This is a genomic window from Nocardiopsis sp. NPDC049922 (assembly GCF_040660275.1).
Classification (GTDB): domain Bacteria; phylum Actinomycetota; class Actinomycetes; order Streptosporangiales; family Streptosporangiaceae; genus Nocardiopsis.
The window spans coordinates 370827-388557 of the sequence record NZ_JBFAME010000003.1; the positions used below are offsets into that span (position 1 = coordinate 370827).

The window sequence follows — 17731 nt, forward strand, 5'->3', positions numbered from 1 at the left end:
CACGCCGATATCCCGACGTTGGTCCGTGTCCGTTCCTGGTCGGGGGGAGGGGCGGTCATGAGCGTGGAGTTCCTGGTGACCGCGCTGGTCGTGGTCCTCGTTCCGGGGAGCGGGGCGTTGTACACGGTGGGGGCGGGGCTCTCGCGTGGGACGCGTGCGGCGTTGCTGGCAGCGTTCGGGTGCACGTTGGCGATCGTTCCGCACGTGCTCGCCGCGGTGACGGGTCTGGCGGCGCTGCTGCACGCGAGCGCGACCGCGTTCCAGGTCCTGAAGTACGCGGGGGTCGCCTACCTGTTGTTCATGGCTTGGAGCACGTTGCGCGACCGGGGTCCGTTGACCGTGCAGAGCGAGGCCTCGCCCCGGTCGGGGACGCGGGTCGTCGTCCAGGGCATCCTGATCAACCTGCTCAACCCCAAGCTGACCGTCTTCTTCCTGGCGTTCCTGCCGCAGTTCGTGGGGCCGGGGGAGGCCGACCCCACGGCGCGGATGCTGATGCTGGGCGGGGTGTTCATGCTGCTGACGTTCGCGGTGTTCGTGGGGTACGGGCGGTTCTCGGCGTTGGTGCGCGACCGTGTGGTCGGCGACGAGCGGGTGCTGGCCTGGTCGCGGCGCGCCTTCGCGGGCGCCTTCGCCGTGCTGGGGGTGCGGTTGGCGTTGGCCCAGCCGTGAGGTCCGGCCGGTCGTGGTCCGTCGGCGCGGGCGGGGCGGGGCCGCGGGTTCGGGGACGGGGTCAGTCCCGTCGGGTGTGGCCGGTGGGGGCGAGGCGGCGTTCGATGCCGTCCAGCAGCGCCTCCAGCCCGAACCGCAGCGTCTGCCAGGCCTCCTGTTCCAGGTAGGGCTCGTCCTCGTCGTCGTTGGCGAAGGCCCCGTCCCGGGCCATGGCCGTCAGGGTGGGGAAGCGGGTGTCGAAGTCCGGGGCGACCTCCTCCAGTTGCGACGACCGGGCGTACCACCACTCGTCCTCGGCCATGCCGGTGGCGGCCTGGGCCTGGCGCGCCTCGGCGCTGGTGCGCACCAGTCCGCGCACCAGGTTGAACAGGCTGCCGAAGGCGTTGCGGATGTCGCTGGGGCCGAGTCCGGCCCGGTGCAGGACCAGGGCCAGGGACTCGAAGACCCGGTACTCGTGGGGGCCCAGGACGGGGCGGGCGTGGGAGACCTGCAGGGTCCAGGGGTGGCGGAGGCTGAACCGCCACAGGTGCTCGGCCCAGGCGGTGGTGGCCGCCCGCCAGGGCTGGTCGGTCTCCCGTTCGACGGCGTCGGCCAGTTCGGCGAAGGCGTGGTCGTACATCAGGTCGACGAGTTCGTTCTTGCTGGCCACGTAGGTGTACAGCGACATCGCCGATCGGCCGAGCCGCTCGCCCACCGCGCGCATGGACAGCGCCGCCATGCCGTCCTCGTCGGCGACGGCGACGGCCGTGTCCACGACCAGGTCCACGCTCAGTTCGGGTTTGGGGCCGGGGGTGGGGTGTTCGGTCGGTTCGGCGCCGTGCCGCCACAGCAGTGCCATGGAGCGGCGTGCGTCCCCCTGCCCGGCGTAGACGACCATCGGCTGTCCCCTCTCGGTGTCGGAGTTCACCCAGGGTCAGTACTTTACCGCATAAGGAGTTCATCCGAGGGATCCGGTCCGGGTTCTTCCCGATTGTGTTCGACCATGTCTCCTTAGGGCGTAAACTGGCGGTCGCCATTCATCGGTTTACACCCTAAGGATGTGTGAGGACGACCGTGCGATCCGAACCCGTCGCCATCGCGGACACCCACGACACCATCCAGGTCAGAGGGGCCAGGGAGAACAACCTCGACGACGTGTCGGTGGACGTCCCCAAACGCAGACTGAGCGTCTTCACCGGTGTGTCCGGATCGGGGAAGTCCTCCCTGGTGTTCGGCACCATCGCCGCCGAGTCGCAACGCCTGATCAACGAGACCTACGCCACGTTCGTGCAGTCGTTCATGCCGAGTCCGGGCCGCCCCGACGTGGACACCCTGCGCAACCTGAGCGCGGCGATCATCGTCGACCAGGAGCGCATGGGCGCCAACTCCCGCTCCACCGTCGGCACCGCCACCGACGCCGCCGCCATGCTGCGGATCGTGTTCAGCCGGGCGGGCACCCCGCGCCTGGAGCCCTCCAGCGCCTTCAGTTTCAACAACGCCGAGGGCATGTGCCCCGACTGCGAGGGTCTGGGCCGCACCCACCGGGTCGACGTCGAGGAGCTGGTGGACCGGAACCTGTCCCTGAACGAGGGCGCCATCACCGTGCCCGGGTTCGCGGTCGGCAACTGGTACTGGCAGACGATGGCCCGCTCCGGGATGGTCGACCCCGACACGCGGCTGCGCGACTTCACGCCCGAGCAGTGGGAGACCTTCCTGCACACCCCCGCCACCCGCGTCAAACGCGAGGGCAACTCCTTCACCTACGAGGGGCTGCTGGTCAAGGTCCGGCGCACCTACCTGTCCAAGGACCGCGAGTCCATGCAGCCGCACATCCGCGCGTTCGCGGACCGGGCGGTGACCTACTCCGCCTGCCCCGGGTGCGACGGCGCCCGCCTCAACGCCCGGGCCCGGTCCGTGAGGGTCCAGGGCCGCACCATCGCCGAGTGCGCGGCCATGCAGATCGACGACCTGGCCGCGTTCGTGCGCACCGTCGACGACCCCTCCGTCAAGCCCCTGGTCGACAACCTCGCCCACACCCTGGACTCCCTGGTCGAGGTGGGCCTGGGCTACCTGAGCCTGGACCGGGAGTCGGGCACCCTGTCCGGCGGCGAGGCCCAGCGGGTGAAGATGGTGCGCCACCTGGGGTCGAGCCTGAGCGACGTCACCTACGTCTTCGACGAGCCCACCGTCGGCCTGCACCCTCACGACATCGAACGGATGAACCGCCTCCTGCTCGGCCTGCGCGACAAGGGCAACACCGTGCTGGTGGTCGAGCACAAGCCCGAGACCGTCGCCATCGCCGACCACGTCGTCGACCTCGGCCCCGGCGCCGGGCCCGACGGCGGTCGCATCACCTACACCGGCGACGTGGTCGGGCTGCGCGCCTCGCAGACCCTCACCGGCCGCCACCTCGACCACAGGGCCACCCTGCGCGAGAAGGTCCGCACGCCCACCGGCGTCATCCCCATCACCGGGGCCAGCAGCCACAACCTCAAGGACGTCGACGTCGACATCCCGCTCGGGGTGCTCACCGCCGTCACCGGGGTGGCGGGGTCCGGCAAGAGCTCGCTCATCCACGGCTCCCTGCCCGGCCGCGACGGCGTGGTCGTGGTCGACCAGTCGCCGATCCGCGGATCGCGGCGGTCCAACCCGGCCACCTACACCGGGCTGCTCGACCCGATCCGCACCGCCTTCGCCCGCGCCAACAAGGTCAGGGCCTCGCTGTTCAGCGCCAACTCCGAGGGCGCCTGCCCCGAGTGCAAGGGCGCCGGGGTGATCTACACCGACCTGGCGATGATGGCGGGCGTGGCCTCCACCTGCGAACAGTGCGAGGGCACCCGGTTCCGGCCCGAGGTGCTCACCCACACGCTGCGTGGGAGGAACATCAGCGAGGTGCTGGCGATGTCCGTGGAGCAGGCGCGCGACTTCTTCACCACCGGCCAGGCCAGCGCGATCCTGCGGCGGATGCACGACGTGGGCCTGGGCTACCTGGGGCTGGGGCAGCCGCTGACGACGCTGTCGGGCGGTGAGCGCCAGCGGCTGCGGCTGGCGGTGAACATGGCCCGCGAGGCGGCCGTGTACGTGCTGGACGAGCCCACCAGCGGGCTGCACCCGGCCGACGTGGACCGGCTGCTGGCCCTGCTGGACCAGCTGGTCGACGACGGCGGAACGGTGGTGGTGATCGAGCACCACCAGGCGGTCATGGCGCACGCCGACCACATCGTGGACCTGGGGCCGGGAGCCGGGCACGACGGCGGTCGGGTCGTGTTCGAGGGCGCCCCCGAGCGTATGGTCGCCGAGGCCGACACCCTCACCGCCCGGCACCTGCGCGCCTACCTGGCCCAGTCCTCCCGAAGCTACGGCGAGCCGCAAAGTAGCTGTCAGTAGTCGACGGCGACCCCGAGGCTACTCGTGCGCTCAGCCCAGCAGCCGGTGGAAGAACCGCTCTTCGCCCTCGGAGGCGATCGACGCGGGCAGGGCGAGCAGCGGCTCCAGGCGCAGCGGTTCGCCCAGGTCCAGCACGGTGAAGCGCTGGCGGCGGTAGAACGGTTCCAGGTCGCGGTCGGCGGTGGACTGCCCGTACATCACGTGGAAGCCGCTCTGCTCGTACACCTGGACGCTGCGTTTGACCAGCGCCGCGCCGATACCCCGACCGCGGTGGGCAGGGTCCACCGCCAGTCCTTTGAGCTTGGTGATGACCAGCGTCAAGGCCAGGCCCTGGACCTCATTGGCCTGGCGCACCTGGGCCAGGAACCGGCTCGGTGGGATGGTCAGGGCGTAGCCGACGGCCCGTTCGTCACGGTCGGTGGCCACCAGCAGTGCGGACAGGCGCGCGAGCGGGTCGGTCTGGCTGCCGTTGAGGGTGCCGGTCGCCGCGCGCATCGCGCTCTCGTTGTCGCGCTGGGTCAGGCACTCGTGCAGTAGCAGGGAGGTGTCGGCTTTCCCTGCGGCGGCGTGCAGGTCCTCGGTGATGTCGGTGCCCACGCCGGCGAGCGGTTCGGCGGCCCGGGGCAGCTCGTCGGGGCGGGTGGGGCGGATGCGGCCGCGCGGGACTGGGCGGTGCGCGACTACCGGCGCCATTTGAAGAACACCCGCACCCGCACGGGCGCTCGCCTGTCGGCGGCCACGATCAACGACCGCCTGGCCGCACTCGACGCCTTCTTCTCCCTGCGCGGTTCGGGGCGGCCGGACGTGGTCCGCGAGCACCTGGCCCGTCCCAGTGCCCCGCGTGTGTTGGATGGCCGGGCCAAGCTGCGGTTCCTGCGCCTGGTGGCGCGGGACGCCTCGGTGCGGGGCCGGGTGATCTGCCACCTGGCCTACTACGCGGGCCTGAGGGTGGCCGAGATCGTCGCCCTGGACGTGGCCGACATCCGGTTGTCGGCGCGCAAGGGCACGGTGCGGGTGCACTCCGAGGTGCGTGCTTCCCTCGAACGCCTCCTGGACGATCTCGGCCGCCCTTCGGCGGGGCCACCACCAACCCGGACGCGCCCTGGCTCTTTCCCTGACTGCGGGCCGGACGCCCCATGCACCCATCCGCGACATCGGCATACCCGGAACAGCGGTGCGCACCTTCGCGCTGCGCCAACTCGTGCTCCAAGCCCCCGCTCCGGTCATCGCCCGGGCCCTGGGGTTCCACGACAAGACCACCACACGAGCGGTTGTCCAGGCGGGAGGGACCTGGAACCGCTACGCCCCCAGCGACCACGCGAAGTGACCGGAGCTGGGAGAACCACGGAGAATACGGATCACCCGATCAACGACTCCTGCCAGTCTCGACCCCCGAGTGGGTGATCGTCAGTTTTCGGTGCCGAGTTGGATGTGCTCGATGTCGTTGTCCAGGAAGGTGGTCAGGTCCTGGGCTTCGGTGTGAACGGCTTCCTGTTCCAGGGCAGTGAGGGGGCGCAGGGAGCTGATGTGGAGTTGGTGGTCGCGCACGGTCCAGGTGGCGGTGACGCGTCCGTCAACGAGGACGATGCGGTGGCCTGCGACGGACAGACCGAGGTGGGGGGCGTCGATGATGCGGCTGCGGTCGTGGTAGCCGAGGACGGCATTGTCGAAGGCCGGCAGGAACCGGACGGGGGCCGGGGTGTCGGGGTGGGGGCGAGGTGCGTCGGGCAGATCGAGTAGTTCGCGGCCGCGTTCGTCGCGGAAGACGACGAGTTCTTCTCGGGCGGCTTTGACGGCGGCGGGAAGTCCGGCGAGGCCGCACCAGGCGCGCAGGTCCGCGCTGGCGGCGGGCCCGTAGGCGGCGAGGTAGCGGCGCAACAGCTGCTGCCCGACCGGATCGCTGTCGGCGGTGGGCAAGGGGTCGCTGTCCCGTCCCAGCCAGGTGGCCAACGGCAGGTTGCGTACGCCGGCGGTCTGCTGCCAGAGGCCGCGGGGCGGGAGTTGGGCCATGGGGATGAGGGCTGCGACGAGCAGCTCGCCCAGGACACGGCGTGGTGGGCCGGGCCAGCGGTCTTCGAGGGCTTGTACGAGCTCGCTCATGGTGCGGGGCTGCTGGTCTGCCATGACCGCGCGGCCGGCCGCGGCGACCTCGTCCAGGTCGATGCCGGCCAGTTCACGCGGGTAGGTGCCCAGCACTCGCTGGCGCAGCATGGTGTCGTGGCGGGCTCGCCAGGCGAGCGCGTCGTCGGACGTGACGAGGTGGACAGTGCGGCGCATCAGGTGGGTGCGCACCACGGTGCGGCCGGTCAGCGCATCGTCCAGTTGCTCGGGCTTGAAGTCGGTCAGGCGGGACCACAGCCCGATGAACGGTTCCTGGGGCTCTTGCGCCTGCAGGCCGCACAGGTGGGCCACCGCCTCGGGCGCGGAGGTGTCGCTGCGCGTGAGCAGATGCTGGCGGGCCAGGGTGGCGCGGTTGAGGGCGCGGCTGTCGAGGACAGTCATGGCGTTCTCAGGCCGCGGCCCGCTCGTGGGGCGGGCGTCGGCGCAGGTCGGTGCGGGTGAGGGAGAGGGGTGTGTGGGAGACGTCCACAGGGCTGATGTCGGTGCCGGGCGGGACGATGGTGTCGATCCTGTCGAGGATGTCGTCGCCCAGGGTGACGGTGGCACCGTCGAGCAGGTCGTCGAGCTGGTCGATGGTGCGTGGGCCGATGATGGCGGCGGTGACGTCGGGGTGGCTGGTGGCGAAGGCCATGGCCAGGTGCGTGAGGGAGTGGCCGGCTTCTTCGGCCAGGATGAGCAGCTGCTCGACGGCATCAAGCTTGTGCTCGTCGGTGAGATGCCGGGGGACCCATTGCATGCGGGGATTGTCGGGCCGCGGGGTGTTCTTGCGGTAGCGGCCGGTGAGCAGGCCCATGGCCAGCGGGCTCCACACCAGAACGCCCAGGCCGTAGCGGCGACACGTGGGCAGAACCTCGCGCTCGATGCCGCGGTTGATCATGGAGTAGGTGGGCTGCTCGGTTCGCAGGCGGTGCAGGCCGCGCTGCTGGGACACCCACTGGGCTTCGACGATGTCCGAGGCCGGCAGGTTGGAGGAGCCGATCGCGCGGACCTTCCCGGCACGCACGAGGTCGGTGAGCGCGGCGAGGGTCTCCTCGACGTCGGTGTGCGGGTCGGGGTGGTGGATCTGATAGAGGTCGATGTAGTCGGTCCGCAGCCGCTTCAGCGAGCCCTCGACCGCCTGGACGATCCAGCGTCGGGAGCTGCCGCTGTGGTTGGGACCCCCGCCCATCGGTCCGTTGAACTTGGTCGCCAGCACGACCTCGTCGCGGCGTCCTGCGAGGGCTTTGCCGACGATCTCCTCGGTCTCGCTGTAGCCGTAGACGTCGGCGGTGTCGACGACATTGATGCCCGCGTCAAGCGCCCGGTGGACCATGCGCGCGCATTCGTCGTGATCCGGATTGCCCATCTTGCCGAACACCATGGTGCCCAGGCAGTAGGCGCTGACTTCGATGCCGGTCCGTCCCAGCTTCCGCATCCGCACGGTGACCTGTTTCCTTCCGTTGCTGTACGTGTTCGGGGCCCGCGCCGTCCGGGCCGCCCGTGTGGCTGTGGCGGCTCGGACGGCGCGGGCGTGTCAGTCGGCCGGCTCAGCCGTTGTACGGGGCGGTGACGTCCAGGACCCAGGTGACGCCGAAGCGGTCGGTGAGCATGCCGTACAGCGGCGCCCACTGCGCGGGCTCCAGAGGACGCACGATGGTCGAGCCCTCGGCGAGCTTGCCCCACAGGGCGCTGATCTCCTCGGCGTCGTCACCGCGTACGGAGACGAAGAACGGGTTCTCGCCCTGGTTCCAGGGCAGTTGCGACGGCACGTCGTAGGCCATCACGTGGAAGCCGTTGTCGCCGGCCACCTCGCCCCACATCACCCAGTCCGCCTCGCTCTCGTTCTGCACAGCGCCCGCGTCCTTGTAGGTGACCGCGACAGTACGTCCGCCGAAGACGGACTGGTAGAAGTCCAGCGCCTCACGTGCGGCGCCCCGGAAGTTCAGGTGAGTGGTGGTCGTGACGGACATGACCTGCTCCTTGCCTCGATGTGACAGATACGCCGCCGACTGTCCAAGTCCAAGTGGCGGCTGCCGACCAGGAGCGATGCCTCCCGAACGGCTCGTATGCCACCATGGCGGAGATAGAGGACAGGTTGTGTCCTGTACTGCGGGAAGAATGGATCTCATGCAGAAGACATCCTCCCGGCTGCTCGTGCTGCTCTCGCTGCTTCAGACGCACCGTGACTGGTCCGGCGAGGCTCTCGCTCAGCGTCTCGACATCACCTCGCGCACCGTGCGGCGTGACATCGACCGCCTGCGCGAACTCGGCTACCCCATCACGACCGTCAAGGGACCGGCCGGCGGCTACCGCCTGGAGGCCGGCACTCACCTGCCACCCATGCTGTTCGACGACGACCAGGCCGTGGCCCTGGCCGTCGCACTGCAGACCGCGGCCACCGGCACCACCGTCGCCGAAGACGCCACCCGCGCCCTGGCCACCCTCCGCCAGGTCATGCCACCCCGCCTACGCCGCCGCATCGACCTGCTGCGCATCACCGCCGTCCCACCGCCCGCGGCCCGCGACACTCCTCGGGTCGACACTCAGGTCCTGGTGGACCTGAGCCGCGCCATCCACGCCCACGAGGAACTTCGCTTCGACTACGCCCCGGGTCCAAGCACCTCGGCCGATGACGTCCGCCGCGTACAACCCCACCACCTGGTCACCTGGCGTTATCGCTGGTACCTCGTGGCCTGGGACCTCCACCGCGAGGACTGGCGTACCTTCCGCGTCGACCGCATCCGGCCCCGCACACCCACCGGCCCCCGCTTCACCCCTCGTGACCTCCCCGGCGGCACCGTCTCCGCCTTCATCACCAGCCGATTTCGCGGCAACGACGGCACCACCACCGAATGGCCCTGCCAAGGCGAAGTCATCCTCCACCTCCCGGCCGCCGATGTCGCGCCCTTCGCCCAGGACGGAATCGTTGAGGAACTCGGCTCCCGTCACTGCCGGCTCATCCTCGGCTCCTGGTCATGGACCGGACTCGCCGCCGCCATCGGCCGCTTCGACACCGATATCGAAGTCATCGGCCCACCCCCACTGGCCACCGCATTCGGGGACCTCGCCGCCCGCTACGCCCACGCCGCCCGCACCACACGACCAGAGACCGGCCCGGCGAGGTGAGAACAGGACTCACCACGCCGCTCAAGCCCCCCGAACCTCCGGGGCCGGGCCAACACTCGGTTAGGCCCTGCTGACAAAGAGTGTTGAATCACGTGGGCAGGGCCGGTGGATGGAGCGTAGGTCGCTCTGGCGGCCTTGTGGATCAGGCCTTGGCGCGCCCACCGGCCCATCTGCGCTTGGAGGCTGTCGATGTTGGCGATGCCCAGACAGATGAAGAGGCTGGGGCGTGACGCGGCAGAGCTCACCGCCCTCGCGGACCATCTGACCGAGCACGGCCTGGTGCTGGAGATGTTCGCCGGGCCGTTGCCCGGCATCTACGACCCCACCGGTCACGGCAAGCTGCTGTTCGGGTTCTTCGCCGCGATGGCGGAGACGGAGCGGGAGAACATCCGGGAGTCGACGCTGGAGGGGCTGGAGACCGCGGCCCGCGAGGGCACATACGGCGGCCGACCCCGGTCATCACTGACGACATGCTGCACACCGTGCTGCGGCGCAAGGCGCTCGGCGGGTTCGTCGAGCAGATCCAACTCGCCCTGATCATCCCCACCGGCGAGCGCAAGGGTCAGACCCCTTTCGTCGCCGGCATCTACCGGGCGCTCGCCGAGCACGAGAAGACCCAGGCGTACCCGGAGGCGGTCGAGACGGCACACGCCGACTTCGCCGATGTTCAGCGGCGCGACCGCAGCCCCGTGTGGTCACTCAACGCTCCATGTCCGATCGCCGTAGCCATACGAGAACGGGGCCTATCCCAGCACCCGCCCGAGGAAGCCGCGCAGGTAGCCCGCGACGACGTCCAGGTGGCTCTCCAGAAGGAAGTGACCGCCGTTGATCAGGTGCACCTCCACGTCCTTGGCGTCGCGGGCGAAAGCCCGCGCGCCCGCCTGGCCGAAGATCTCGTCGTTGCGGCCCCACACGGCGAGGACCGGGACCTCGCTGGTGCGTAGGAATTCGTGCAGCAGCGGGTAGAGAGGGCGGTTGTTCTGGTAGTCGCGGAACAGCGCCAGTTGGACCTCGTCGTTGCCCTCGCGGGAGAGGAGGGCGAAGTCGTGCTCCCAGGTGTCCGGGCTGACCAGGCTCGGGTCCGGCACGCCGTGCACGTACTGCCAGCGGATGGCGTCAAGACTCAGCGCCGCGCGGACGGCGGGTTCGGTGTCGGGGCCGGGGTTCGCCCCGTAGGCTCAGACGTCGGTCCAGAAGGACTCGACGAAACCGTCCTCGTAGCCGTTGCCGTTCTGGGTGACGAGGGCGTAGATCCGTTCGGGGCGCCGGAGCGCGAGGCACGGGACGCCCTGCAGGACGTCGTGCGTGGAGTGAGCTCACCCGCCACGTTGAGGCCGCTTCTCGAAGGGGTCCACCGGGTCCCGGAGATCACCTCGGATGGTCTTCAGTGGACGGTCAGGACTCCCCAGCACGCCCGGCTGGCCGTTGAGATGGTCCTCGCCTGGGCCGCCACCGAGCAGCGCATGCCCGGCCGACTGCGCCCCTGCGCCAACGACGAGTGCCGACTGTTCCTGCTCGACCGCAGCCGCGCCAACCGCGCCCGCTGGTGTTCGATGGCTGTCTGCGGCAACCGCGAGAAAGCACGTCGCCACTACGAACGCACCCGCTGAGCAGCCCGGGGTCGCGAAGGAACGGCGCGCGGGTGCCGCCCGCTCGTACTCACTCACACCGACCGCGGGCCAGGCGGGCGACAGCCCGCGGTTCATCCCCGTGCCGGATCGGGTGAGGAGACCGGAAAGGCCGTGGGAGGGTGAGAGCCGCTCAGCTCTTTCCGGTCTCCGTCTCCGTATCGGTCAACAGGCGGCGAAGTGCTCGTCCGCCGCCCAGTCACGCCCGGCCCAGGCCTCGGGTGCCGGCGCGGTGAATCCGGGATAGAGCTCCGCCAGCTCGTCGAGCAGCCAGGCGGTGAAGCGGGCCGCACCCTGGGGGCAGGTGTGGATGCCGTCGGGGTCGCGGTCGGGTGTTCCCTCCCTCTCCTGGAGGTACTCCTGGCCCCACACCTCGGTGGCGTCGAGCACCGTGGCCGAGCCCGAGGAGCCCTCCGCGACCTCGCGCGCCACATCGGGGGCGCGTTCGAGGTCGCCCATGTGCGGCTCGTAGAAGTCGTCGGGGCGGATCGGCGGCGAGGTGACGAACACCAGGTCAGCCTCTTCCCCGGACACGGTCTCCACAAGCCTGCCGTAACCCTCCAGCTGCTCTTCCCGTGTCCCCCAGTCGTAGGTGGTGAGCTGGTAGATCACCACGTCGGGCGAGGCGGAGCCGATCTCGTCGGGCAGCGTCTTCCAGTTCTCCTCGGAGAAGGGTCCCACGACGTTGCCCCCTCCCTCGGATGCGAGCGACGTGAAGCCGACTCCCGCCTCCTGCAGAGCGGAGGCCAGCGGCAAGGACTGACCCACGGCGACGGAATCGCCGAGCAGGAGGACCTCGGATACGGACGTGCCAGAGGAGTCGGCCGCGGGTTCGGTGGCCGGCGGGTCGGCGGACTCCTCCGGGGAGCCCGAGCAGGCGGCGGTCAGCAGGATCAGCGGGAGTGCGCCGGTGAGGGCGCGCAGTGCGTTGTTCATGCTCTCCACGGTCGCGGAGCGGTGTCCGGGTGGCTCCACCGCCGTGTCGCGGTTGTGTCGCGGACGGCCCCGGGCTCCGCCCGAACGCCCCGGTGTGCCCGATACTGGGCTGGTGGCACGACTCCTCCTGATCGAAGACGACCCCATGGTGCGGCGCGGCCTCGAACTCGCCCTGTCCCGACACGGACACGGTGTCCGCACGGCGGACACCGGTGAGGAGGGCCTGCGCCTCCACCGCGAGCACGCCCCGGACCTGGTCGTGCTCGACGTGATGCTGCCGGGTGTGGGCGGGTTCGAGGTGTGCCGCCGTATCCGTGCGGAGGGCGAGACCCCGGTGATCATCCTGACCGCGCTCGGCGACGACTTCGACGTGGTCGGCGGGCTTGAGGCGGGCGCGGACGACTACGTCGTCAAGCCGGTGCAGCCCACCGTGCTTGACGCCCGGGTGCGTGCGGTGCTGCGCCGCAGCGCTGGGGACGGCGAGGGGGTGCGCGTCCACGGCGGCCTTCGGATCGACACCGCGGCGCTTGTGGTCACGCTGGAGGGGATGCCGGTACCGCTGACGCCCACCGAGCTGCGCCTGCTGTTGACCCTGTCCCGGTCACCGGGTCGCGTGTTCGACCGCCAGCAGCTGTTGGAGGAGGTGTGGGAGCACGACTACCTGGGCGACTCCCGGTTGGTGGACAACTGCGTGCAGCGGCTGCGGGCCAAGATCGAGTCCTCCCCCGCCGCCCCGAGGTACGTGCAGACCGTGCGGGGGTTCGGCTACCGGTGGGGGCCCGTATGAGACCACGGCGATGGCCGGGCCCGCACGGGCTGCGCCCCCGCCTGCTGGCCGCGTTCACCCTGGTGGCGGTCGCGGCGGCCGGGGCGGCGGCGTGGTCGAGCGCCGACACGGCCAGCGCGGCGCTGGTCTCCTCCCACCAGCAGCGGATCACCGAGGGCGTCGCGGTGCGGATAGCGGAGGTCGCGCCCCAGCTCTCCTATCCGCCCGACCAGGAGTCGCTCGACCGGCTGCGCCAGGCGGTGGGCGGGGACACCGTGGCCACCTTCGAGGACCTGGCCACCTCCGATGGGTTCGACGCCTCCCTGGTCACCGACGAGCTGCGCACCGCCGTGCGCCGCGAACACCGCCTGACGGCCCAGCGTGTCACCCTGGAGGACAGTTCGTGGCTCTTGGTGGGCACCCCCGTGATGACCACCGCCCCCGACGGGTCCCGCACCCCGTCTGGGATCGAGGTCTACACCCTGCGCGATCTCGCCGACGTCGAGCGGGAGGTCGAGGGCATCACCCTGGCCGCGACCGCCACCGCGGCGGCGGCGCTGCCCCTCGCGGCGCTCCTGGCCCTGCTGGCCGCGCGCGGTGTGCTGCGCCCCGTACGCGACCTACGCGACACGGCCGGGCGGCTGGCCTCCGGCGACCTCGACGCACGGACGGAGCCCCAGGGGGTCGACGAGCTGGCGGAGCTGGCCGGCGCCGTCAACGACATGGCCGCCTCGCTCCAGGAGTCCATGGCGGCGATGGAGCGCATGCAGGCCGACGCCCGTAGGTTCGTCGCCGACGTCTCTCACGAGCTGCGCACCCCCCTGAGCACGCTCACCGCGGTGGTGGAGGTGCTGGAGGACGCGACCGACAGCATGGACGCCGACGCCCGCGAGTCCGTGAGGATGGCGATCAGCGAGACGCACCGGCTGGTCCGGCTGGTGGAGGACCTCATGGAAGTGTCGCGCTTCGACGCCGGCACCGCGATACTGCGCGCCGAGGAGGTGGACGTGTCCGCCGCCGTCCGCGACTCCCTGCGCCTGCGAGGCTGGTCGGATCAGGTGCGGGTGCAGGCGCCCGACCGCGTCCCGGCCCGCGTGGACCGCCGCAGGCTGGACGTGATCGTGGCCAACCTGGTGGGCAACGCGCTGAGGCACGGGGCCGCGCCGGTGCAGGTGCGGGTGCGCGCTCTGCCCGAGGAGGTACACGTCACCGTGACCGACTCCGGGCCCGGGCTGGGCGAGGACGTGCTGCCCTTGGTGTTCGACCGCTTCTACAAGGCCGATGCCGCCCGCACGCGCACTCCCGGCAGCGGGTTGGGCCTGGCGATCGCCCGGGAGAACGCCCGCCTGCACGGGGGCGACCTCACCGCGGCCGACACGGGGGCGGGGGCGCGGTTCGACCTGGTTCTGCCGAGGAGGACGGAGGAACGGTGAGACGGATCTGCGCGACCATGGTGGCCGTCCTTCTCACGGGGTGCGGGGTGGGCCCCTCGGAGGTGTTCGACGGCGGCCCGGCGCCCACGGGCGTGGCGCAGGGGGTGACGCTGTACTTCCTGGACGAGCGGGGGGAGCTCCTCCCGCAGCAACGTGACACCGGCCGTCTGGGTTCGATCTCCGAGGCGATGGCCCTGCTGCTGACGGGGCCGGGCGGCTCTGGCCTGCGCACGGGGATCGCCGAAGGCGCCGTGGAGCGTATGACGGTGACCGTGGAGCCGGGTCTGGTCGATCTGATCACCCCGTTGGAGATCGGGGACGTCACTCCCGCGGGGATCGACCAGATCGTGTGCACCGCACTGGGAGTGCACGTGCAGTCCGGCGGGTCGACCGACACCCGGGTGCGGGTCCGCTTCGTCCAGCCCACCCCGGAGTCGGAGGAACTGCGGACCTGCCCGCTGATCGGCTGATCATTTCAGGGCGGTGACGTCGACAGCTGGCGGCGCCGGAGCGGGCACGACGATCCACAACAGAGCCAGCGCCGCCATGACCACCGCGAACGCAAGCGCGCCGCGGCGGCCCGAGGCCCAGGAGAAGCGGAACCGGACGGGGTTCTCCACCAGGTGGGTCGAGAGCACGGCCAGGCAGGTGGAGACGGCGCACACCAGGGCCGTCCACCACCAGCCGGAGAGTCCGGTGGCCTCGGGGGACAGCAGCACGATGACCGGCCAGTGCCACAGGTAGAGGCTGTAGGAGATCGCGCCCGTCCACCGCAGAGGCGCCCAGGACAGAATCCGCGACACCAGCCCTTCGGGCGCCTGTGCACACAGGCCGATGAGCAGGGAGCAGGCCAGGGCGTGTGCGAACAGACCGCCCTGGTACATCCAGAACGAGGTCGTGCCGTCGGCGAGCAGCCACAGCGCGCCGACCGCGGCCACCGCGACCACGGTCGCGGCCGACACGGCCCGCGGCGCACGCTCGACCGCGTGCCCCAGCGGGTCGCGGATGCGGGCTGTGGCCACGAGCGCGCCCAGCAGCAGGGAGAAGGCCCGCGTGTCGGTACCGGTGTAGACACGGGTCGGGTCGGCCGGGTCGACGAGGATGGCCATCCACACCATCGAGGCCAGGCAGACCACGGCGGCGAGCAGCGCGACGCGGTCGCCGACTCGCTTGCCGCCCAGGGCGACCAGGGCCACCAGCAGTGGCCAGACCAGGTAGAACTGCTCCTCGACCGCGATGCTCCACAGGTGTTCGAACACCCGCTCCGAGCCGAACCGGTTCCAGTAGCCGGCTGACTCGGCGAGCAGGTGCCAGTTGACCAGGTTCAGCTGGACCCACGGGCCGTCCGCGAGGGTGGTCCGCACCAGCTGCGGCGGGCCCACAGCCCAGACCGCGAGGGTGACGCAGACGAGCATGACCGCCAGCGCGGGCATCAGTCGCCGCAGGCGGCGGCCCCAGAAGGACACCAGGGACACCCGGCCGACCGTCTCGGCCTCCCGCAGCAGCAGACCGGTGATGAGGTAGCCGGACAGGGCGAAGAACAGGTCGACCCCGAGGAAACCCCCGCCCAGGTTGCCGGTGTGGAAGAGCAGGACGCCGATGATGGCGACTCCGCGCAACCCGTCCAAGGCTGCGAGGTGGGGTCTGCGGGCCAGGGGCGTGCGGGCGTTCGTGGCCGAGGGATCTGGTGTCATGGGCCGATCGTCGCGGCCCCGTGTCGGGAAAGGGTCCGCGCTGTGTCCCGATCCTGTCGTGATCGCGGAAGGGCGATGCTGCGGGGACGGATCTGGCGGAGCCCGGTGATCGGGCAGTCGGTATTCGCCTCTCCAACCCGCCGATGATCACTCTGTGTGCTCGTCGGGAGCGTGGTGAGACCACGGGCTCCCCGCCCGGACAGCCAGCGCGGTGATGGGATCGGTGTGGAAAGCCGAGCATCCGGGCGACCACCGGTGCCGGGGCCTGGAGACCGAGCTGGCGGACGGCCACGGGGGGCGCTTCGGGCCGGTCCGGTCCGGTATCGCTCCGGGCTCACTCGCTGACCAGGAGGACTGATCGGTCCTCACCCTCCCACGGGTTTTCCCGGTCTCCCGGACTAAGAGATGACCCCTGAGTTCGTTCCGCTGTGAGAGCTACCTGGCCGGTCTCCATCTCCGTGCTTGCATGATCTGGCTCAAGGACCTCATCCGAGCCGATCAATGATCACGACTCGATACAGGCCCTAGAACACGTCGCGCAGGGTCTCCAGAAGGCGGGCGATGTTCGCCTCGTCGCGGCGGTAGTAGGTCCACTTGCCCCGTCGGGTGGCGACGACCAGCCCTGCTCGCCGCAGCATGGCGAGGTACTGCGAGGTGGTTGACTGCCCCAGGCCCGCACGCCGCTGAATGTCGGTCACGCAGACGCCGATCTCGACGTCGTCGGGCTCCTGGCCGGGGAAGCTCATCGGCTCCTTGAGCCACACCAGCATCTGGCGGCGGGCCGGGTTGGACAGGGCCCGGAACACAGCCAGCAACTCCGCCTCCGAGAACATGGGGTGATCGTAACGCAAGATCATATTGACGATTCGAGATATGACGATCTAAGGTCGGCGCATGTCTACTTCGATGCGTGTGGTGGAACTCGTCCGCTTCGGTGACGCGGACACCGCGTTCGCCACCCGAGAGCTGCCAAGACCCACCCCCGGCCCCGGCCAGGTACTGGTGCGCGTGCTGGCCACGTCCGTGAACCCCCTCGACCTCCAGACCCGGCGCGGCGACTACCGAGACGAGGTGGCGCTGCCCGCGGTGATCGGCAACGACGTGTCCGGCGTGGTGGTCGAGACCGGCCCCGGGGCAGACGACTTCCAGCCGGGTGAGGAAGTCTGGTACCTGGCGCCGATCTTCGCCGGGCAGGGAACCTACGCCGAGTTCCACGTGGTCGACCAGGCCCTGGTCGCCCGCAAGCCCGCACGGTTGTCGCACGTCGAGGCCGCCGGTCTCGCGCTCGTGGGCGTGACGGTGTGGGAGGCGCTGGTCGAACGCGCCGGGGTGCGGGCCGGGGAACGGGTCCTGGTGCACGGCGGAGCGGGCGGGGTCGGCTCGTCCGCCGTCCAGCTCGCCAGAGCGCTGGGAGCCGAGGTGGTGACCACCGCACGGGCAAGGGATCACGAGTTCGTCACCGGACTGGGAGCCGACGTCGCGATCGACTTCTCGGCCGGTGACTACGTGCCGCGGGTCCGCGCGCTGGGCGGGGTGGACGTCGTGCTGGACACGGTGGGTGGGGACACCCTCGCGCGCAGCCCGGAGATCCTCGCCGACCGAGGCCGTGTGGTGTCCATCGTGGACATCCCCGAACCCCAGAACCTACTCGCCGCGTGGGGAGTGAACGCGACCTACCACTTCCTCTTCGTGAGCCCCGGCAGGGCGAAGCTTGAGGCCCTTGGCCGTCTGGTCGACCAGGGCGAACTCCGGCCGGTGATCGGCGCTGTGCTACCGCTGGACGAAATCGCGCAGGCGCACGCGCTCTTGGAGGGTGGCTCTTCCGGCGGGGGCCGCAGACGCCCACGCGGCAAGATCGCCGTCGCCGTGCAGCCCCTGGACGAGCCGCTCCACCAGGGAACGCCTTCGCCTTGAGCGCCCCGGCCCGGCCCGGGACGGGGCGACCGTCGGCCGCTGATGCCGGTGACACCGGCGCCCACCAGCTCGGTCACCTCCTTACACTCGGCCGGTGAC

Annotated in this window: 19 protein-coding genes; 10 read left to right on the forward strand and 9 right to left on the reverse strand. The window is 70.7% G+C overall.

The genetic code is table 11. The annotated features are described in order from the left end of the window. The first annotated feature begins 57 nt into the window (after positions 1-57). A complete protein-coding gene (locus AB0I72_RS08460; RefSeq protein ID WP_358564424.1) occupies positions 58-669 on the forward strand; it encodes a LysE family translocator in 612 nt (203 codons plus the stop codon). 61 nt (positions 670-730) lie between these two features. Here AB0I72_RS08460 and AB0I72_RS08465 read toward each other — a convergent pair whose 3' ends face one another. Next, on the reverse strand, positions 731-1546 hold the full coding sequence (locus AB0I72_RS08465; RefSeq protein ID WP_358564608.1) for a TetR/AcrR family transcriptional regulator: 816 nt from the start codon (positions 1544-1546) through the stop codon (positions 731-733). Positions 1547-1722: 176 nt separating this feature from the next. On the opposite strand from AB0I72_RS08465, the gene AB0I72_RS08470 reads away from it, so the two are divergent. Then, positions 1723-4035 carry an excinuclease ABC subunit UvrA gene (locus AB0I72_RS08470; protein WP_358564425.1) on the forward strand — a complete coding sequence of 771 codons (2313 nt, stop codon included), beginning with the start codon at positions 1723-1725 and terminating at the stop codon, positions 4033-4035. Positions 4036-4065: 30 nt separating this feature from the next. On the opposite strand, the gene AB0I72_RS08475 is transcribed toward AB0I72_RS08470, so the two are convergent. Next, on the reverse strand, positions 4066-4728 hold the full coding sequence (locus tag AB0I72_RS08475) for a GNAT family N-acetyltransferase (RefSeq protein WP_358564427.1): 663 nt from the start codon (positions 4726-4728) through the stop codon (positions 4066-4068). A 481-nt stretch (positions 4729-5209) separates the two neighbouring features. On the opposite strand from AB0I72_RS08475, the gene AB0I72_RS08480 reads away from it, so the two are divergent. After that, the gene (locus tag AB0I72_RS08480) at positions 5210-5362 is read left to right on the forward strand and encodes a hypothetical protein (protein ID WP_358564429.1); all 153 of its coding nucleotides are present in this window, start codon (positions 5210-5212) and stop codon (positions 5360-5362) included. Between the two features lie 80 nt (positions 5363-5442). Here AB0I72_RS08480 and AB0I72_RS08485 read toward each other — a convergent pair whose 3' ends face one another. The 3 genes from AB0I72_RS08485 to AB0I72_RS08495 all read right to left on the reverse strand — a co-directional run bounded on the left by AB0I72_RS08485 (position 5443) and on the right by AB0I72_RS08495 (position 8105). Next, a complete protein-coding gene (locus AB0I72_RS08485; protein ID WP_358564431.1) occupies positions 5443-6537 on the reverse strand; it encodes a winged helix DNA-binding domain-containing protein in 1095 nt (364 codons plus the stop codon). 7 nt (positions 6538-6544) lie between these two features. Then, on the reverse strand, positions 6545-7570 hold the full coding sequence (locus AB0I72_RS08490; RefSeq protein ID WP_358564610.1) for an aldo/keto reductase: 1026 nt from the start codon (positions 7568-7570) through the stop codon (positions 6545-6547). Between the two features lie 112 nt (positions 7571-7682). Beyond that, positions 7683-8105: a VOC family protein gene (locus tag AB0I72_RS08495; RefSeq protein ID WP_358564433.1), complete on the reverse strand. Its 423-nt coding sequence runs from the start codon at positions 8103-8105 to the stop codon at positions 7683-7685. Positions 8106-8262: 157 nt separating this feature from the next. Between AB0I72_RS08495 and AB0I72_RS08500 the strand changes: the two genes are divergently transcribed. Together AB0I72_RS08500 and AB0I72_RS08505 are read left to right on the forward strand one after the other, a co-directional pair. Beyond that, entirely contained in the window at positions 8263-9261 is a 999-nt protein-coding gene (locus AB0I72_RS08500; protein WP_358564435.1) for a WYL domain-containing protein, read from the forward strand. 198 nt (positions 9262-9459) lie between these two features. Then, a complete protein-coding gene (locus AB0I72_RS08505) occupies positions 9460-9798 on the forward strand; it encodes a recombinase family protein (RefSeq protein ID WP_358564437.1) in 339 nt (112 codons plus the stop codon). Positions 9799-10004: 206 nt separating this feature from the next. Here the strand turns inward: AB0I72_RS08505 and AB0I72_RS08510 are convergent, their stop codons facing one another. After that, positions 10005-10349 carry an alpha/beta hydrolase gene (locus tag AB0I72_RS08510; RefSeq protein WP_358564439.1) on the reverse strand — a complete coding sequence of 115 codons (345 nt, stop codon included), beginning with the start codon at positions 10347-10349 and terminating at the stop codon, positions 10005-10007. 222 nt (positions 10350-10571) lie between these two features. Between AB0I72_RS08510 and AB0I72_RS08515 the strand changes: the two genes are divergently transcribed. Next, positions 10572-10871: a CGNR zinc finger domain-containing protein gene (locus tag AB0I72_RS08515; protein ID WP_358564441.1), complete on the forward strand. Its 300-nt coding sequence runs from the start codon at positions 10572-10574 to the stop codon at positions 10869-10871. A 183-nt stretch (positions 10872-11054) separates the two neighbouring features. Here AB0I72_RS08515 and AB0I72_RS08520 read toward each other — a convergent pair whose 3' ends face one another. Beyond that, positions 11055-11825, reverse strand: a complete 771-nt coding sequence (locus AB0I72_RS08520) for an SGNH/GDSL hydrolase family protein (protein WP_358564443.1) — start codon at positions 11823-11825, stop codon at positions 11055-11057. 112 nt (positions 11826-11937) lie between these two features. Between AB0I72_RS08520 and AB0I72_RS08525 the strand changes: the two genes are divergently transcribed. The 3 genes from AB0I72_RS08525 to AB0I72_RS08535 are packed head-to-tail and all read left to right on the forward strand — an operon-like array spanning position 11938 to position 14494. After that, positions 11938-12612: a response regulator transcription factor gene (locus tag AB0I72_RS08525; protein WP_358564445.1), complete on the forward strand. Its 675-nt coding sequence runs from the start codon at positions 11938-11940 to the stop codon at positions 12610-12612. Further along, positions 12609-14024: a HAMP domain-containing sensor histidine kinase gene (locus AB0I72_RS08530; protein WP_358564447.1), complete on the forward strand. Its 1416-nt coding sequence runs from the start codon at positions 12609-12611 to the stop codon at positions 14022-14024. The genes AB0I72_RS08525 and AB0I72_RS08530 overlap by 4 nt, the downstream gene beginning before the upstream one ends. Next, positions 14021-14494, forward strand: coding sequence for a hypothetical protein (locus tag AB0I72_RS08535; protein WP_358564449.1), 474 nt, complete (start codon positions 14021-14023; stop codon positions 14492-14494). Before AB0I72_RS08530 ends, AB0I72_RS08535 begins: the two co-directional genes overlap by 4 nt. Here AB0I72_RS08535 and AB0I72_RS08540 read toward each other — a convergent pair whose 3' ends face one another. Both AB0I72_RS08540 and AB0I72_RS08545 read right to left on the reverse strand, forming a co-directional pair. Then, complete coding sequence (locus AB0I72_RS08540; protein ID WP_358564451.1) at positions 14495-15718, reverse strand: acyltransferase; 1224 nt, start codon at positions 15716-15718, stop codon at positions 14495-14497. It abuts the gene before it with no gap. Positions 15719-16242: 524 nt separating this feature from the next. After that, on the reverse strand, positions 16243-16551 hold the full coding sequence (locus AB0I72_RS08545) for a metalloregulator ArsR/SmtB family transcription factor (protein ID WP_358564453.1): 309 nt from the start codon (positions 16549-16551) through the stop codon (positions 16243-16245). Between the two features lie 61 nt (positions 16552-16612). Between AB0I72_RS08545 and AB0I72_RS08550 the strand changes: the two genes are divergently transcribed. Then, complete coding sequence (locus AB0I72_RS08550; RefSeq protein WP_358564455.1) at positions 16613-17632, forward strand: zinc-binding dehydrogenase; 1020 nt, start codon at positions 16613-16615, stop codon at positions 17630-17632. Positions 17633-17731 lie beyond the last annotated feature (99 nt).

Excerpts from the sequence above, each read along its gene's own strand:
- AB0I72_RS08460 (WP_358564424.1), top strand. The coding sequence starts at position 58 with ATGAGCGTGGAGTTCCTGGTGACCGCGCTGGTCGTGGTCCTCGTTCCG.
- AB0I72_RS08465 (WP_358564608.1), bottom strand. The coding sequence starts at position 1,546 with ATGGTCGTCTACGCCGGGCAGGGGGACGCACGCCGCTCCATGGCACTG.
- AB0I72_RS08475 (WP_358564427.1), bottom strand. The coding sequence starts at position 4,728 with ATGGCGCCGGTAGTCGCGCACCGCCCAGTCCCGCGCGGCCGCATCCGC.
- AB0I72_RS08485 (WP_358564431.1), bottom strand. The coding sequence starts at position 6,537 with ATGACTGTCCTCGACAGCCGCGCCCTCAACCGCGCCACCCTGGCCCGC.
- AB0I72_RS08490 (WP_358564610.1), bottom strand. The coding sequence starts at position 7,570 with ATGCGGAAGCTGGGACGGACCGGCATCGAAGTCAGCGCCTACTGCCTG.
- AB0I72_RS08495 (WP_358564433.1), bottom strand. The coding sequence starts at position 8,105 with ATGTCCGTCACGACCACCACTCACCTGAACTTCCGGGGCGCCGCACGT.
- AB0I72_RS08500 (WP_358564435.1), top strand. The coding sequence starts at position 8,263 with ATGCAGAAGACATCCTCCCGGCTGCTCGTGCTGCTCTCGCTGCTTCAG.
- AB0I72_RS08505 (WP_358564437.1), top strand. The coding sequence starts at position 9,460 with ATGCCCAGACAGATGAAGAGGCTGGGGCGTGACGCGGCAGAGCTCACC.
- AB0I72_RS08520 (WP_358564443.1), bottom strand. The coding sequence starts at position 11,825 with ATGAACAACGCACTGCGCGCCCTCACCGGCGCACTCCCGCTGATCCTG.
- AB0I72_RS08530 (WP_358564447.1), top strand. The coding sequence starts at position 12,609 with ATGAGACCACGGCGATGGCCGGGCCCGCACGGGCTGCGCCCCCGCCTG.
- AB0I72_RS08540 (WP_358564451.1), bottom strand. The coding sequence starts at position 15,718 with ATGACACCAGATCCCTCGGCCACGAACGCCCGCACGCCCCTGGCCCGC.
- AB0I72_RS08545 (WP_358564453.1), bottom strand. The coding sequence starts at position 16,551 with ATGTTCTCGGAGGCGGAGTTGCTGGCTGTGTTCCGGGCCCTGTCCAAC.
- AB0I72_RS08550 (WP_358564455.1), top strand. The coding sequence starts at position 16,613 with ATGTCTACTTCGATGCGTGTGGTGGAACTCGTCCGCTTCGGTGACGCG.